Origin of the sequence: Pseudomaricurvus alkylphenolicus (assembly GCF_011683955.1) — a bacterium.
Classification (GTDB): Bacteria; Pseudomonadota; Gammaproteobacteria; order Pseudomonadales; family Cellvibrionaceae; genus Pseudomaricurvus; species Pseudomaricurvus alkylphenolicus.
In genome coordinates this window covers 313,696-327,510 of record NZ_JAAQPI010000006.1, presented here as the reverse complement: position 1 = coordinate 327,510, position 13,815 = coordinate 313,696, and the positions used below count along the sequence as shown (strand labels likewise).

General features: G+C 56.3%; 13 protein-coding genes. 4 read left to right on the top strand and 9 right to left on the bottom strand.

Annotated elements, in window-relative coordinates; translation table 11 throughout:
• Window positions 1-27: 27 nt before the first annotated feature.
• Entirely contained in the window at window positions 28-729 is a 702-nt protein-coding gene (locus tag HBA55_RS17475; protein ID WP_166994040.1) for an OmpW/AlkL family protein, read from the bottom strand.
• 338 nt (window positions 730-1,067) lie between these two features.
• Here HBA55_RS17475 and HBA55_RS17470 point away from each other — a divergent pair, with 338 nt between their 5' ends.
• Both HBA55_RS17470 and HBA55_RS17465 read left to right on the top strand, forming a co-directional pair.
• Window positions 1,068-1,970: a metal-dependent hydrolase gene (locus HBA55_RS17470; protein WP_166994038.1), complete on the top strand. Its 903-nt coding sequence runs from the start codon at window positions 1,068-1,070 to the stop codon at window positions 1,968-1,970.
• Between the two features lie 29 nt (window positions 1,971-1,999).
• Entirely contained in the window at window positions 2,000-2,185 is a 186-nt protein-coding gene (locus HBA55_RS17465; protein WP_166994036.1) for a rubredoxin, read from the top strand.
• Here the strand turns inward: HBA55_RS17465 and HBA55_RS17460 are convergent.
• The 3 genes from HBA55_RS17460 to sppA form a co-directional block, all read right to left on the bottom strand.
• Window positions 2,182-2,760, bottom strand: a complete 579-nt coding sequence (locus HBA55_RS17460; protein WP_240946137.1) for a methyl-accepting chemotaxis protein — start codon at window positions 2,758-2,760, stop codon at window positions 2,182-2,184. The two genes, HBA55_RS17465 and HBA55_RS17460, sit on opposite strands and share 4 nt — an antisense overlap.
• Entirely contained in the window at window positions 2,672-4,054 is a 1,383-nt protein-coding gene (locus HBA55_RS37485) for a methyl-accepting chemotaxis protein (RefSeq protein ID WP_240946136.1), read from the bottom strand. Before HBA55_RS37485 ends, HBA55_RS17460 begins: the two co-directional genes overlap by 89 nt.
• Before the next feature lie 114 nt (window positions 4,055-4,168).
• Complete coding sequence (gene sppA / locus HBA55_RS17455) at window positions 4,169-5,158, bottom strand: signal peptide peptidase SppA (RefSeq protein ID WP_166994032.1); 990 nt, start codon at window positions 5,156-5,158, stop codon at window positions 4,169-4,171.
• Window positions 5,159-5,296: 138 nt separating this feature from the next.
• On the opposite strand from sppA, the gene HBA55_RS17450 reads away from it, so the two are divergent.
• Window positions 5,297-6,067, top strand: coding sequence for an alpha/beta hydrolase (locus HBA55_RS17450; protein WP_166994031.1), 771 nt, complete (start codon window positions 5,297-5,299; stop codon window positions 6,065-6,067).
• Between the two features lie 5 nt (window positions 6,068-6,072).
• Here the strand turns inward: HBA55_RS17450 and HBA55_RS17445 are convergent, their stop codons facing one another.
• The 5 genes from HBA55_RS17445 to HBA55_RS17425 all read right to left on the bottom strand — a co-directional run bounded on the left by HBA55_RS17445 (window position 6,073) and on the right by HBA55_RS17425 (window position 12,121).
• Window positions 6,073-6,480, bottom strand: coding sequence for a DUF3127 domain-containing protein (locus tag HBA55_RS17445; protein WP_166994029.1), 408 nt, complete (start codon window positions 6,478-6,480; stop codon window positions 6,073-6,075).
• A 570-nt stretch (window positions 6,481-7,050) separates the two neighbouring features.
• On the bottom strand, window positions 7,051-8,391 hold the full coding sequence (gene astB, locus HBA55_RS17440) for an N-succinylarginine dihydrolase (protein ID WP_166994027.1): 1,341 nt from the start codon (window positions 8,389-8,391) through the stop codon (window positions 7,051-7,053).
• Window positions 8,388-9,845, bottom strand: a complete 1,458-nt coding sequence (gene astD / locus HBA55_RS17435) for a succinylglutamate-semialdehyde dehydrogenase (RefSeq protein WP_166994025.1) — start codon at window positions 9,843-9,845, stop codon at window positions 8,388-8,390. The genes astB and astD overlap by 4 nt, the downstream gene beginning before the upstream one ends.
• Window positions 9,846-9,854: 9 nt before the next feature.
• Complete coding sequence (locus HBA55_RS17430) at window positions 9,855-10,862, bottom strand: arginine N-succinyltransferase (RefSeq protein WP_166994023.1); 1,008 nt, start codon at window positions 10,860-10,862, stop codon at window positions 9,855-9,857.
• A 2-nt stretch (window positions 10,863-10,864) separates the two neighbouring features.
• Window positions 10,865-12,121: a hydrolase gene (locus HBA55_RS17425; protein ID WP_166994021.1), complete on the bottom strand. Its 1,257-nt coding sequence runs from the start codon at window positions 12,119-12,121 to the stop codon at window positions 10,865-10,867.
• A gap of 309 nt (window positions 12,122-12,430) precedes the next feature.
• On the opposite strand from HBA55_RS17425, the gene HBA55_RS17420 reads away from it, so the two are divergent.
• Window positions 12,431-13,813, top strand: coding sequence for an aminotransferase family protein (locus HBA55_RS17420; protein WP_166994019.1), 1,383 nt, complete (start codon window positions 12,431-12,433; stop codon window positions 13,811-13,813).
• Window positions 13,814-13,815: the final 2 nt, after the last annotated feature.

Sequence of the window (13,815 nt, the reverse complement as noted above, 5' to 3'; positions counted from 1 at the left end):
AGTTCAGGGGGAAAACAGCGTCCAGTGCTAAAAGCGGTAACCGACATTCAGATAGCTGATCTTCAAATCGGTATCCAGATCCACGGTTCTCACAGTACCTACTGCCTCTGTGGTCAATGTGGCGCTGGTGTCGCTGTTAATCACCACATAAGACGCCGTCGCATAGAGTCGCTTGGTGAAGTGCCAAGTCAGCCCGGCGGTAAAAACCGCACCCCAAGTGTCGTCCACCTCAATCTCGGTGGCGCCGCCCAGCGCGCCTTCCAACACCGCATTGGCCTTTTCCTGTCCGTAGATCATACGGTTGATACCCAGCCCAAGGTGCGGGCGAAGCGCCCAGGCGTCGTTGCCGAAGGTCCAGTTGACGGTAACGGTGGGGGCCAGGTACTCGAAGGTGCCGATATTGCCCAGAGCGGAGATGGAACCATCCGCAGCCGCGTCCAGTTCATTCCATCCGCCGTAGAAGAATTCAAGACTCAGGTTATTGTTGTGGTGGTAGGTGGTTGAAAACAGGTAAGAACTGCCTTCTTTCACGTCTACAGCGGTGCCTGGAGGCATACCCGGACCGGAAATCGCGGAGCTGTCTTCGTCAGGGGTGATCTTGTAGTAGCCGACCTCTTGGGACCATTTGGATGCGTTTTTGTCAGCCAGTACAAGACTGCTGCCAGCCGCTGTCAGGGCCAGCGAAACAGCGGCTAGGACCTTGATGTGTTTGGAGTTTGAGCGGTTCAAAATAAGTGACCTCATTTATGGTTATTGGCGGGTGGGTTATCCATCCCGTTGGTATGGGTAGAAAGGATTATTGAAAAGGTGGGTTTCCGTACCATACCAAAGGATGGTTTTTATCAGGGGTGTGAAGCGGGAAGCCCACTCCAAAGTGTGATAAATCCAGGCAAAACGGGTCATTGGGGTACTTTTGCAGCGCTTCGCCGCCCCTTCAATACTTCAAAAACCATACTCGGGGATGGGGTTGGTCGGCGTTTTTGGGTCGAGAATAGAGTCGTTACCGTTGATCACACCAAGAGTGTGGGCTCTACATAAAAACAGATCACAACACCGAGGGTTACCCGATGAGTACAGTCAGCAATGCTATGGACAATATTGAGGTTCGGCCATTGAACTTTGATGTCGATAAAATCGAAGGACAGAACCCGGTGTGGAGCCGATCCCATCCCTTATTTTCGATTTATATTAACGCTCTGGCCATTCACGTGCCTTATTTTGAGCGCTATTTGGTCAAGGGTCTGAGATCCGTCAAAGATCAGGTTAAAAACGAACGGCTCAGACAGGATATTTCACGCATCATTGGCCAGGAAGCCCACCACGCCAAGAATTTTATTGCGATCAACAAGTTTCTGGCCAAACGTTATCCCGAGGTAGTGAAGCTGGATGGGCAGGCCAAAGACTATTTTGAGGCGTCTCTGAAAAATGACGACATCAAGAAAATCCTTGGCATTATCGCCGGCTATGAGACTTTTACCTATATGGCGGGCATGATCATTCTGAATAACTACGATCAGTGGATGCAAGACGCTGACCCGGTTCTCCGTTCCGCCTGGGTGTGGCACCAGGTAGAAGAGGTCGAACACGGTTCCGTGGCGTTTGATGTCTTTCGTTATTTCTACCCGCAAGACCACGGGTACCGCAGAGCAATGATCATTAAGGCTTTCTTCCATATCGCGGCAGAAACCATACCGGGGTATGTCACTATGATTAAGAAAGAGGGTTACCTGAAGAGTCCCTGGAAGGCGGCAAAGGCGTTTGGGTTCTTTTGCAACTTCTCCTATCAACTGGCCAAATCAGCACTGCCCACGCTGGGGAAAAACTACCACCCCAGAAACCACCCGATGTGCAGCACGACGCAGAGTCCAATTGCCATTTCCTGGCGCAAGTTCTATTCGTCGGGTGAGGATGTCTTACAGATGGATAACGAACAAATGGAAAAGATGATGAACACGGGCAACCCGGTTTGAAGGTTACCCGAAGCGTTTGGAGTTAATCAATGAAAGTTCTTCAATGTGAAACCTGTGGTTTTGTGTATTCGGAAGAGGCGGGGCTGCCGGAAGAGGGTATTGAGCCCGGCACCCCTTGGGATCAGGTGCCGGAAGATTGGCTGTGCCCGGATTGTGGCATGGGAAAATCGGACTTTCACATGGTAGAGGTTGAGGCTGACGGTTTGATTTTTTAGACCTTGAACTGCCGGGTCAGCCCAAACAGCTGCTGGGTTAATTTGGCCAGCTCACCACTGGCACTCCGTATTTGATCGGCGCTGCACGACGTCTGTTCGGCATAGTCGTTAATATTGACAATGTTGCGGTTGATCTCGTCGGAGACCACTGCCTGCTGTTCGGCGGCGCTGGCAATTTGTGTATTGAGGTCGTTGATGGCATCCACACCGTTGGCAATGGATTCCAGGGCCTGGCCCGCATCTGCGGCTTGGGCCACGACAGATTCCGCGGATTGGCGACCACTGTCCATCACCTGAGTGGCGTTGCGGGTGCCACTGCGAAGGTCCTCAATCATGATCTGGATTTCATTGGTGGATTCCTGGGTGCGCTGGGCGAGGGTACGCACCTCGTCCGCCACCACGGCAAATCCGCGACCCTGTTCACCGGCGCGGGCGGCTTCGATGGCGGCGTTCAAGGCCAATAGGTTGGTTTGATCTGCAATGGCGTTAATGGCATCGAGGATACAGCCGATGGACTCGGCCCGCTGGGAGAGTTGATCGATCATCTCCGAGGCCTTGACTACGTCGGTGGCCAACCCCCCGGATTGACTCGACGCTGTAGTTGACGATGTTTTTGCCGCGCTGGCTGTCCGAGTTGGCGCATTGGGTGGCGTCCGCAGCAGTAGCGGCATTGTTGGCCACTTCATTGATGGTGGCACTCATCTGGTTCATGGCGGTGGCCACCTGTTCGGTCTCCCGATGTTGGCGGTTCAGCATTTGCGCAGTGTGTTCAATAGAGACTGCCGTCTGGTCCGCAGCGCTGGCCAGATTCTGGGAGACATCGGTCACTTCTCTGACGACGCCCTGGATGCGCTCCACAAAGCGATTAAACGCGGTGGCCATATGTGCCATTTCGTCGCGACCCTGGTCGGGCAATCGAACCCGGAGGTCTGCATCGCCTTCGGCAATTTCGTTCATTTCGTGCAACAGGCGCTGTAGCGAACGCACGATATTGCGAACCAGCACAATGATCACGGCGATGAGTGCCAGCGACAGAGTCAGGGCCGTGGTGGTTATGGTCTTTTCCACACGACGTTGTTCCCGTTCAATCGCGGTGACTGTATGGGCAATGGTGCTATCCAACAGGGTTTCAGACTCATGTACTGCCCGCCGCATTTCCCCGTGCAAACCTGAACGGGGGTCCAATCCCAGCTGGACATAGGCATCTACAGTCTGATGGAAAAGAGACTGGTAGGTTTCCATCTGCGAGAGGATGGCCCGCTGACTGTCCGAAGCCAGACCATCGGCGAGCAAGGCCTCTTTAAAGGCCTGGTGGGTCGCATCAAAGGATTCGGCGTATTTTAGATCGTGACGCTGAAAAAAATCCTTCTCATGGCGGCGCAACATCAAATTGGCGCTGAGAAGCGTATCGCTGCCGGATTCCCGAATCATCGATTCGGCCTGATGTACGGCTCGCCGCAGGTCCCCATGCAGACCGCTCTTATGGTCCAGCCCGATACGCACCATGACATTGACGACCTGCTCAAATTTCTGACCATAGGTGGAGAAGACGGTTTGCAACTGTTCCGCATCCCCGCTGGCAGTGCCGATGGTCATCGACATGGCCTGGAGTTCCTGCAAGCGTTGCTTCAGGGTCGCCAGCTGTTCATTAAACTTTCCCTGATACTTGAGGTCCTTGCGGGCAAAGAAGTCCTTTTCGTGCCGCCGTAACATCAGCATGCGGGACTCGGTTTCGCGGGCGAGGTCCCGGGTATGGGCAATATCGTTGAAGGATTTAATGCCGTAGAGCGCGACGCCCAGAATGGTCAGGGAGACCAGGGCGACGGCAGCGGCGAGCAGGTACATCTTTTCCTTGATGGTCAGGTTCATGTCAGTTCCCTCTGTCAGTGTGGCTTCCTTCCGGGGTGGTTATCTCATCGATGGTTTGTCATAAAAGTGTAATATAGGTTTGAAGGGTTTCCAGTCCCGATTGACCATTAAGCCTCAAAACTGTACCGGATAGCTCTGCTCCAACCCCAGAGCCTTGGCAGCGCCCTGACCGAAACTGTTGCCAATGGAAGCGCCCAGCTGCTCCGTCAATCGTTTCAAAAGGGGTTTGTGACCGCCATAAAGGATTATGTCCTCGGTGCCGATCACCTCGCGGGCCACGTGGCCGGCACTGCCCAGTCCGTCGATCAGGCCCAGCTCCAGAGCCTGTTCACCATTCCAGATAAGGCCGCTGAACAGCTGGTCGTTCTCTTTCAGACGCTCGCCGCGGCCGTCTTTTACCGCCTTGATAAACTGTTGGTGGGTGCTATTCAGGACCGCCTGCCAGAAGACTTTTTCCGATTCCTTCAGATCGCTAAAGGGATCCAGGAACGCCTTGTGCTCGCCGGCGGTAAAGTGACGCCGTTCGATGCCCAGTTTCTCAATGGTTTCGACAAAGCCAAAGCTGGACGCCGTGACGCCGATGGAGCCCACCAGGCTGGCCTTGTCGGCGTAGATCTCGTCAGCCGCGGCGGCGACGTAATACCCCCCGGAGGCGCCGAGATCGCTGATCACTGCGTATACTTTGGTGTGCGGATGCTGTTGGCGCAGACGTTTGATCTCATCGTAGATATAACCCGACTGCACAGGGCTGCCCCCGGGCGTATTGATGGCCAGGATAATGCCCTGCACGGCCTCAGTATCAAACGCGTCACGCAACGCTCCCGCAACGGCGTTGGCATTGGCCTCTGTGTCAGCCGCAATGGGGCCTTCAATGCGGATAAGCGCGGTGTGATCTTCAGAGCGGTCCGCACCACCGGGGCCGGCCGAGTAGGCCAGAATCAAAATCACCACCAGATAGGCCAGGGTGGCGGCTTTAAAGAAAACCCCCCAGCGGCGGGCCCGCTTCTGTTCGGTAAAGGTTTCGCCGATGATTTTGTCGATCATGCGCCAGTCGCGATGTTCATCGTTGGGGTCAATGTCGTTGCCGCCGTACCACTTGCCCATGGGAGTGTCCTTTCAGTTGTCGATCAGTGTTGTCGATCATAGCCCAGGCGCTGTTCCAGGCAATGGGATTTTGGTTAATAACTGTTGGCCCACCGCAGTTGCTGTTCAGATCCGGCGAACCTTGCTACTGTCAATAGGATGAAAAGCACTCTGATATCCATTGCGCTGATCTACACCGTCTGCTGCCTGATGCTGTTTGTGCTGCAGCGCAAGTTCCTTTATATGCCGCCATCGGCAATATCCATACCTGCGGGCGTGGAGCCGGGAGTGGTGGATATCGGTTTTGATGCGGACGGGGCGAGACTGCAGGGCTGGCTGCTGAATGGCGGGCAGACAAAAGCCCTGCTGTACTACGGTGGCAACGCCGAAAGCGTGGAATACAACTTGGACCAGTTTCGATCACTGTTGCCGGACTACAGTGTTTATCTGATTCCCTATAGGGGCTATGGCCCAAGCAGCGGTTCGCCCAGCGAGAAAAAGCTCTATACCGATGCGCTGCAGGTTTACGACGCGGTTCAGGGGCAGTACGCCGAGGTGGCGTTAATGGGGCGCAGTCTGGGCTCTGGTGTGGCAACCTTTGTGGCCAGCCGCAGAGAGGTGACAAGGCTGGTGCTGGTGACACCCTATGACAGTATTGAGAATCTGGCCCAGTCTATTTATTGGATGTTTCCGGTCCGTTGGTTGCTGTGGGATAAGTATCGATCTCTGGAGCGTGTCGCTGACATCAGTGCCAGCACTACCGTCATTTATGCCGAGCGCGATGAGGTGATTCCTGAAGTCCGTACCCTGAGTCTGGTGCAGGCATTTGATGGTCGGGCGCCTAGGGTGGTGTCAGTGACCGGGGCTGGCCACAACAATATCTCAGTGTTTCCTCAATATGGCCTGGCACTGCGCCAGGCCCTTGATTAGCCATTTCAGAATGGCACGTCATCGTCGTAGGCGCTGCCAGCGGGAGGCAGATTGCCGTAGTCGGGAGCGGGCTCGTTGCCGTAGTCCGGCATGCCTGCATTGGCCCCAGCCGATACACCTTCGATACGCCAGGCCTGCAGGCTGGTAAAGCATTTTTCACCCTTGCCACCGCCGGACCAAAGGCGGCCGGAGAGATTGAAGTGCACCTGGATCTCGTCGCCTATGTTGTAGCTGTCCAGCAGGGCACATTTGTCTTTGATCAGCTCCAGTGCAATGTAGTTGGGGTAACTGCTGTTTTCGTCGGGGCCGGTCAGTTTGATCACGAATTCACGCTTGGTGAAGCCGTTCTTGCCGTATTCGGTGGTTTCGCCAATGGAGTGAATTTCACCCTGGGTTTGAAAGCTCTGTGACATCTATGGGGTCGTCCTGTATTCGCAAGCGGGCTACTCTACCATATTGCCCCGGAATTTGTAGTTGGACTCGGCTTGTGCGTATAATCGCCGCCTTTTTTGGGGCTGACTATTGAGTCGTTGGTGTCACTCTTGAGCAGGCCCCTGGTCAGTAGGTTATATGTTGTACAGCTACACTGCGTCTCCTCAGCCGATTCCGCCTCACCGGATAGATATTGAACAATTTATCCCGCAACAAACGATCGCGGAACAGCCCGCCAATCAGTACGCTCCTATCACTGTTCCGCCCCGTGTATTGCGGCGTTTGCAACTGGCCAGGGCCAGACGCGCGCTGAGACGGACACGGGCTGCGTACCGTCAGTCGCGAACCAATTTGGGTAACTCCAATAAGATGGGCACGCATTTGTCCCGTTCAGAATGCATGTCGGCGCTGAATCGGACACGCCATGCCTTGCGCCGGACTATTCGCGATACCGAGGTGTTGTTGGGTCGTCGAGAGAAGTGATCAAAAAGCCCACCCCGTTCTCCAGCAGAGAGGAGTTGGCACAGGGTGGTGGAGTCAACGTTTTTCGATCAGGCGTGTTGGAAGTCGTAGTAGCTGCCAATGCCCAATACTTGGGTCAGCGCATCGTAAGCGGTGTAACACTCGTTGAGAAAGTCCGGGTCTTTCAGTTCTGAGGGGTCCAGCTCATCGCGGTAGTAGTCATTGACCCAGGCCTGCAACTGATCGATGCGGGTGTCGTCCAACATAAAGGCGGGGTTAACGGCCGCCAATTCTTCTTCCGTCAGTACCACACGCAAACGCAGGCACGCGGGGCCGCCGCCGTTGCTCATGCTCTGGCGTACGTCCACAAATTCCACATCGCCAATTGGTTGGCTGTTGTCTTCCGCCAGCTGCGCGAGATACGCGTTGACTGCCGGGTTATCCCGGCATTCCGTCGGAGCGATCAGGCGCATGCGTTCCAGGTTGCCGTCGGCATCGGCTAACAGCTGACTGTTGAACAGGTAACTGCTGATGGCATCTTCCAGGGAGACTTGGTCCCGCGGTACACAAACCGGTTGCAGGGGCAGCCGCTCGCTAAGGTCCGCAAAGGCGTCAGCCTGGGATTGTGCCTCGAACGCCTGTTCGTGGAAGAACAGCACGGTTCCATTGCCCACGGCCACAACGTCGTTATGAAACGCACCGGCATTAATGGCTTCGGCACTTTGTTGCAGAAACACGGCCCGCTCGCTAATGCCATGCTGGCGTGCTACGGCTTCGCTGGCTTCCAGCGTTTGGCGGGCGGGAAAATGTAACGAGGAAAGATTGGTGCGATTGTCGCGACCATAAACAAACAACCCCACACCGCGTTCGCCATAGCCCGCACTCAGACGGGTATGATTGGCAGCGCCTTCGTCGGCAAAACGATTTTGCGATGGCAGCGCCTGATGCACTGCAAATTTATCCGGATCTGCGAACACGGTTTCCAGACAGCGTTGCGTCTGTGGGTGTTCGATCGCCCGGTGCGAGGTCGTCACCAGATTGGCCGGGGTAAAGTGCAGGCGGCCGTCAGCGCTGTCGGCCGATGGCGTGACAGTCGCGGCGTTGGCGGCCCACATGCTGGAGGCGGAGTAGATCATCGACAACAGTTGCGGCGCCTGGCGTGCGGCTTTGTTGATAATGCTGCGATCGCCGCCGCTGAAACCCAGGCGCCTTAAGGTGGCGACGTCCGGACGCAGTTGTGGCAGCAAGAACCCCTGCCGATAGCCCAGGTGATGCAGCGTCCGCATTTTCTCCAGCCCCTGCAGTGCTGCCTGGCGGGGGCTGGAGGTATTGCGGGCGTTGCGCGATGAGGCCAGGTTGCCAAAGGCCAGGCCACTGTAGTTATGGTTGGGGCCGATCAGGCCGTCAAAATTGACTTCGTAAGCGGTCATACACGGATTCCTCGAACCAGTGGGGTGTGTTGTGCGGTGGTGTTGGTGCCATGGCTTTGGGCTTGAGGCCAGGCACAGTAGTCGGCGGCGTAGTAGGCGCTGGGGCGATGATTGCCGCTGGCACCCACGCCGCCAAAGGGCATTTCACTGGAGGCGCCGGCGGTGGGCTGATTGACGCTGACCACACCGGCGCGGATGAGCGCGCAAAACCGCTGTTGGTGTTCGGCGTTGTCACTGATCAGCCCGGCGGCCAATCCAAAGCGGGTGTTATTGGCCTCGGTGATGGCGGTGTCGAAGTCAGCAACCCGGATCACTTGCAGCAGAGGCCCAAACCATTCTTCGTCCTCGCGCTGGGCCAGGGTGGTCACATCAATTAAACCCGGCTGCAGTAAATTGCTGTTTGCCCGTTGCGGCTGCATCGATGCCAATACCCGGGCTCCGGCCTCACGCAGGTTTGCCTCTTTTGCCAGCAACGCCGTCGCAGTTTGTTGGTTAATCACCGGCCCCATAAACGGCTCCGGTGAGGCGTCGTGGCGGTCCACAATGATGCGGGTGGCGGCGGAGCGAAGCTGTTCAATCAATGCCTCGGTCTGAGCGTTTTCTATCACCACCAGTCGGCGTGCACAGGTACAGCGCTGGCCGGCACTCAGGTAAGCGCTCTGCAGAATGATATTGACGGCGGCGTCGATATTGATATCCGCGTCCACAATCAATGGATTATTACCGCCCATTTCCAGGGCCAGCAGCACTTCGGGGCGTTCGGCCATCTGCTGGTGCAGCAATTTGCCGGTGCTGGAGGAACCGGTAAACAGTAAGCCGTCGATGGGGGACTGGCTTAAGGCTTGGCCCACTGCGCGAGCGCCCTGGACCAGATTGAGCACGCCAGCGGGCAGGCCGGCCTGGTGCCATAACTCAACCGTCTTTTCGGCCACCCAGGGAGTCTGTTCGCTGGGTTTGAACACTACGGTATTGCCCGCCAGCAGTGCGGGAATAATGTGTCCGTTGGGCAAATGGCCGGGAAAATTATAGGGACCGAATACCGCCATTACACCATGGGGGCGGTGGCGCAGGCGCAAGTGTTGTTTATCGATTTCACCGGCACGCTCCTGCTGAGCACGGACACTGATGGCTGCCTTGTTGGCCATGGCGCCCACTTCGGTAGCGGCTTCCCAGTCGGGTTTGCCGGTTTCCAGAGAAATGCTCCGGACCAGTGACTCGCTATTGTCTCTGAGCAAGCGGGCGAAACGTTCGACAATTTCAATGCGCTGTTGCAGCGGCGTGAGTGCCCAGGTCGATTGCGCTTTCTTGGCAGCGACTACAGCGAGTTGTACTTGCTCTCCATCGGCCGCGTTTTTTTGCCAGACGTGATCTCCGCTGGCCGGGTCAATTGAACTCAGTGGCTCACCATTCCCCGTCAGCCACTTGCCATCAATAAATTGTGCGTTGTTATTCATTATGACTCCTCAGCGCTGAATAAAGCGCAGCAAAGTTCCGGGATCGGCGTTCAGCGCTTCCAGATCCGCAGACTTGAGTTTCACCACGCCGTCGCCATTGCGTGTCAGACGACTGTGGATCACACGAAAGTTCTCCAGCTCACTGGTGGCAATCAGGGTGGGTTCAGTCAGTAGCTTTTCGGAAGTGCTGGCGGCGCTGCCCTGTTCAATGCGACGTACGCTTTTCAAGCGACTGATGCGAGCTTTGACCAGAGGACCGCCGTCAAAAATGTCCACTACCTTGTCGTATTCAAAGCCTTCCTGTTCCAACAGCTCCAGGGCGCGACTACCGGCGGCGTTGGGTTTGCCGATCACTTCACGAGCGGCGGCCGGCAGCATGCAAGTATAGATGGGGTGTTTGGGCATCAATTCGGTAATAAACTGGTTGGAACCGGTGCCGCAAAGTTGATCAGCCGTGTCGAAATCCATATCGAAGAAGTGCTGGCCAATGGCGTCCCAGAAGGGACTGCGGCCATTGTCATCGACGCAACCGCGCAATTCGGCAATCACATGGCTCTGAAAACGCTGCTGGAATTGTCCCATCAACAAATAACGTGCCCGGGACAACCAGTGGCCGTTACCGCGATAGTCCGGGTCCAGAAACAGAGTGCCCACCTCGGAGCAATCGGTGTAGTCGTTGGTCAGGTGCAGCATCTCGCTGCGGGTCTCTTTAGTCAAAGAATGTGAGTAGTGAGTTACTGACATCAAGCGATAGGCGTAAAACGCCTGACGGGCGCCGGTTTGGGAATAAACGCCGGAGGTGCCGACAACTTTCTCCCGTTGCAGATCCTCCATCACCAGCAAAAAGTAATCATCCGCGTGAGGGGTGTCGCGGGCGAAGCTTTGCTGGGACAAGTGCACGCTTTTCTCCAGAGCCTCAGGGTTGGCGGGCAGGGAGGTAAGTCCCTTGCCGGCTTTGTGAGCCAGTTCCAACAGATCGTCCAGATCGCGTGTTTCGACGGGTCGGATCACCAACATGGTTAAGCTCCTTGTTCGGTTGAGGATTGGACGGTGCAGTCCTGCTGCTTGAATTCGATCAGCTGAGTGATAAACAAGGCGCTGAGCTGAGCGCGCTCGACAAAGCTGTCGATGCAGGCGTATTCGTCGTGGCTGTGAATATTGGCGCCACGTACGCCCAGGGTGTCGATATTGAGGAGGCCCGCCGCGGCAAGGTTGTTGCCCTCACAGCAGCCACCCGTTGCGCGCCACTGCACATCGGTGCCCAAGCGCTGACCGCAGCGCTGCAACAGCTCAAACATTTCCTGTTGCTCTGCAGTCATGGGCTTTGGAGGGCGGTTAAAGTGGCCGTGCAGTTCCAGCTCTGTGCCACTGTGCTGTGCAACGTCCATTTTGATGGCGTCAATGGCCTGCAGCATCTGCTGCTGTTGCTCGGGTTCGGAGACGCGCACATTAAAACGACAGACGCAATTATCGGGAACGATATTCACCGGGCCTCCGCCTTCGATGGCGCCGATATTGACGGTGATGCCGCTCTGCTCATCACTTAAACGACTGAGGCGAACTGCCGCCTCGGCGATCGCTACCACTGCATTGCGACCGGAAAAATAATCGCGCCCGGCATGGGTACTGTGGCCCTTGGCCGTCAGCACAAAATTGCCGCTGCCTTTGCGGGCGCCGGCGAGGGTGCCATCGGCGAGGGCGGGTTCAAAGGTGAGGCCGAAATCCGCGCTCTGGGCCAGCTCAGCCAATATGGGGGCGGAGCTGGGTGACCCGATTTCTTCATCGGGCGAGATCGCCAGGGTAAACCCAAACCGATCCCGATAGGGGGAGTGATGCAGGGCTCGCAGGCATTCGTGCAGGGCGACCAGGCCGCCTTTCATATCCGCCGTGCCGGGGCCGCGCAGACGGTTATCCTCAGTCCAGCAATGGTCAAAGGAGCTGCCTTGCGGGAATACCGTATCGCTGTGCCCGGTGCAGAGAATCTGCAGCGGGGCCTGGGGACGGGCGCGAAAGATCTGCATAGGCGCCGGTTGATACCAGCTGATACCGCCTTTGTCATCGATACATTTAATTGGCGCCAGCTCCCGTTCTTCATAGCTGTCACTGATGCCGTTGAACAGCGACTGAAAGCGCGTCTGCACGGCTTCGATACCCGCCTTGTGGTAACTGCCGGAGTTCAGGTCACAAAGGGCCACTGTCGTATCGAGCATGAATGACAGTCGGCTGTCGATCTGCTGCAGCAGTTCCAGTTCTTGATTGGTAATGTTCTTTTGCATAACGATTCTCGCCAGATAACGAGAAACAGTTTGCCTGCGCAGGGCACGAACTTGATTTTGAAGTTGTTCGCAATTGACGAACATTCTTCGGTCGGGACGTTATGTGTCTGTCACAGACGGCTGCCAAGCCTCGTGGCACCGCTACGGGCGGATTTAATCCGGCCGTTTTTGGGCAATTCAGGATTTCATTTTGCCGGGAACACCTACAATAAATTCTATCGGATCGCCCCACTCCGGGACGGTTAAAACCCATCTGCATAAGCACATCCATGCTGATGTGATTTGTGTATCGGTAGAAGTGAACCGCTTATGACTACAGAGCTTCAATCCCTTGTCAGCCAGGACGCCGATGTGCTGCTGCACCCGGCCTCATCCATTACTGCACTGCTGCAAAACGGTCCCGATATGATCGTTTCCGGCAATGGTTGCTTTGTCGAAGATGTGGACGGCCGGCGTCTGCTCGATGCCGTGGGCGGACTCTGGTGTGTCAACGCCGGCTATGGTCGTCAGGAACTGGCTCAGGTGATGAAAGAGGCGGCCGAACAGCTGGGTTATTATCACACCTTCTCCAATGCCTCTAACCCCTGGCAGGTGCAGCTGGCGCAGAAGCTCCTGCAAATCGCGCCGGCGGTTATGGGCAAAGTGTTTTTCGGCAACGGCGGCAGCGATGCTAACGACACCCTGGTGAAAATTGCCTGGCACTATCACGCGCTGCGTGGCAACCACGGGAAAACCAAGGTGATTGCTCGCCAGCAAGCCTACCATGGTACCTCCATCAGTACCGCCAGTCTTACCGGGCTGGGTGGTTTTCACAGGGAGTTTCCATTGCCGCTGGATTTTGTCCTGCGGGTCGAGTGCCCGCACTTTTACACACGGGGCCTGGCTGGTGAGAGCGAGGCCCAGTTCTGTGATCGATTGATCGATGAGGTGCGTCAACTGATTGAGCGGGAGGGCGCGAATAATATTGCTGCGTTCTTTGCGGAACCCATCCACGCCGCCGGGGGCATTATTGAGCCACCGGCTGACTACTACCCCAAGTTGAAAGCACTGCTGCAACAGCACGATATCCTGTTGGTGGCCGATGAAGTGGTGTGTGGTTATGGCCGTACAGGCAGCTGGTTTGGCTCCACTCTGCTGGACTTTGAGCCGGACATGATCAGTACAGCCAAAGGCCTGACCAGCGGCTACTTCCCCATGTCCGCGGCCTTTATGACTGACGCCATCTGGGAGGTGTTGAAGCAGGGTTCTGAACAACTGGGTGCTTTCTCCCACGGATATACCTACAGCGGCCATCCGGTGGGATGCGCGGTGGCCTTGGCCAATTTGCAGTTGTTGGAGAACGAAGGTCTGGTTGAAAAGGCGAAGGAAAACGGAGCCTATCTGCACCGCCAGTTGGCGCAACGCTTTGAAGACCATGCCCATGTGGGAGAGATTCGGGGTCGAGGTCTGTTGGCCGGTGTCCAATTGGTATTGGATAAAGATAATCGGACCATGCCCGATACGGCCGAAAAATGGCCGCTGAAAGTGAGTCAGGCGGCCCGCAAAAAAGGCGTAATTATCAGGCCGCTGCCCAGCGTTGCGACCTTGGCAATTTCGCCACCGCTGACCATCTCCCGCGAGGAAATTGATCTGTTGGTGACCGCACTGGGCGAATCGATCGACGAAGTTGTGGGGGGCCAGACAGGGCAGTAGGC

Coding starts and splice junctions, on each gene's coding strand:
- sppA (WP_166994032.1), bottom strand. CDS start 5,158: ATGGGCAAGTGGTACGGCGGCAACGACATTGACCCCAACGATGAACAT.
- HBA55_RS17445 (WP_166994029.1), bottom strand. CDS start 6,480: ATGTCACAGAGCTTTCAAACCCAGGGTGAAATTCACTCCATTGGCGAA.
- HBA55_RS17470 (WP_166994038.1), top strand. CDS start 1,068: ATGAGTACAGTCAGCAATGCTATGGACAATATTGAGGTTCGGCCATTG.
- HBA55_RS17420 (WP_166994019.1), top strand. CDS start 12,431: ATGACTACAGAGCTTCAATCCCTTGTCAGCCAGGACGCCGATGTGCTG.
- HBA55_RS17425 (WP_166994021.1), bottom strand. CDS start 12,121: ATGCAAAAGAACATTACCAATCAAGAACTGGAACTGCTGCAGCAGATC.
- HBA55_RS17430 (WP_166994023.1), bottom strand. CDS start 10,862: ATGTTGGTGATCCGACCCGTCGAAACACGCGATCTGGACGATCTGTTG.
- astD (WP_166994025.1), bottom strand. CDS start 9,845: ATGAATAACAACGCACAATTTATTGATGGCAAGTGGCTGACGGGGAAT.
- HBA55_RS37485 (WP_240946136.1), bottom strand. CDS start 4,054: ATGAACCTGACCATCAAGGAAAAGATGTACCTGCTCGCCGCTGCCGTC.
- HBA55_RS17465 (WP_166994036.1), top strand. CDS start 2,000: ATGAAAGTTCTTCAATGTGAAACCTGTGGTTTTGTGTATTCGGAAGAG.
- HBA55_RS17450 (WP_166994031.1), top strand. CDS start 5,297: ATGAAAAGCACTCTGATATCCATTGCGCTGATCTACACCGTCTGCTGC.
- astB (WP_166994027.1), bottom strand. CDS start 8,391: ATGACCGCTTACGAAGTCAATTTTGACGGCCTGATCGGCCCCAACCAT.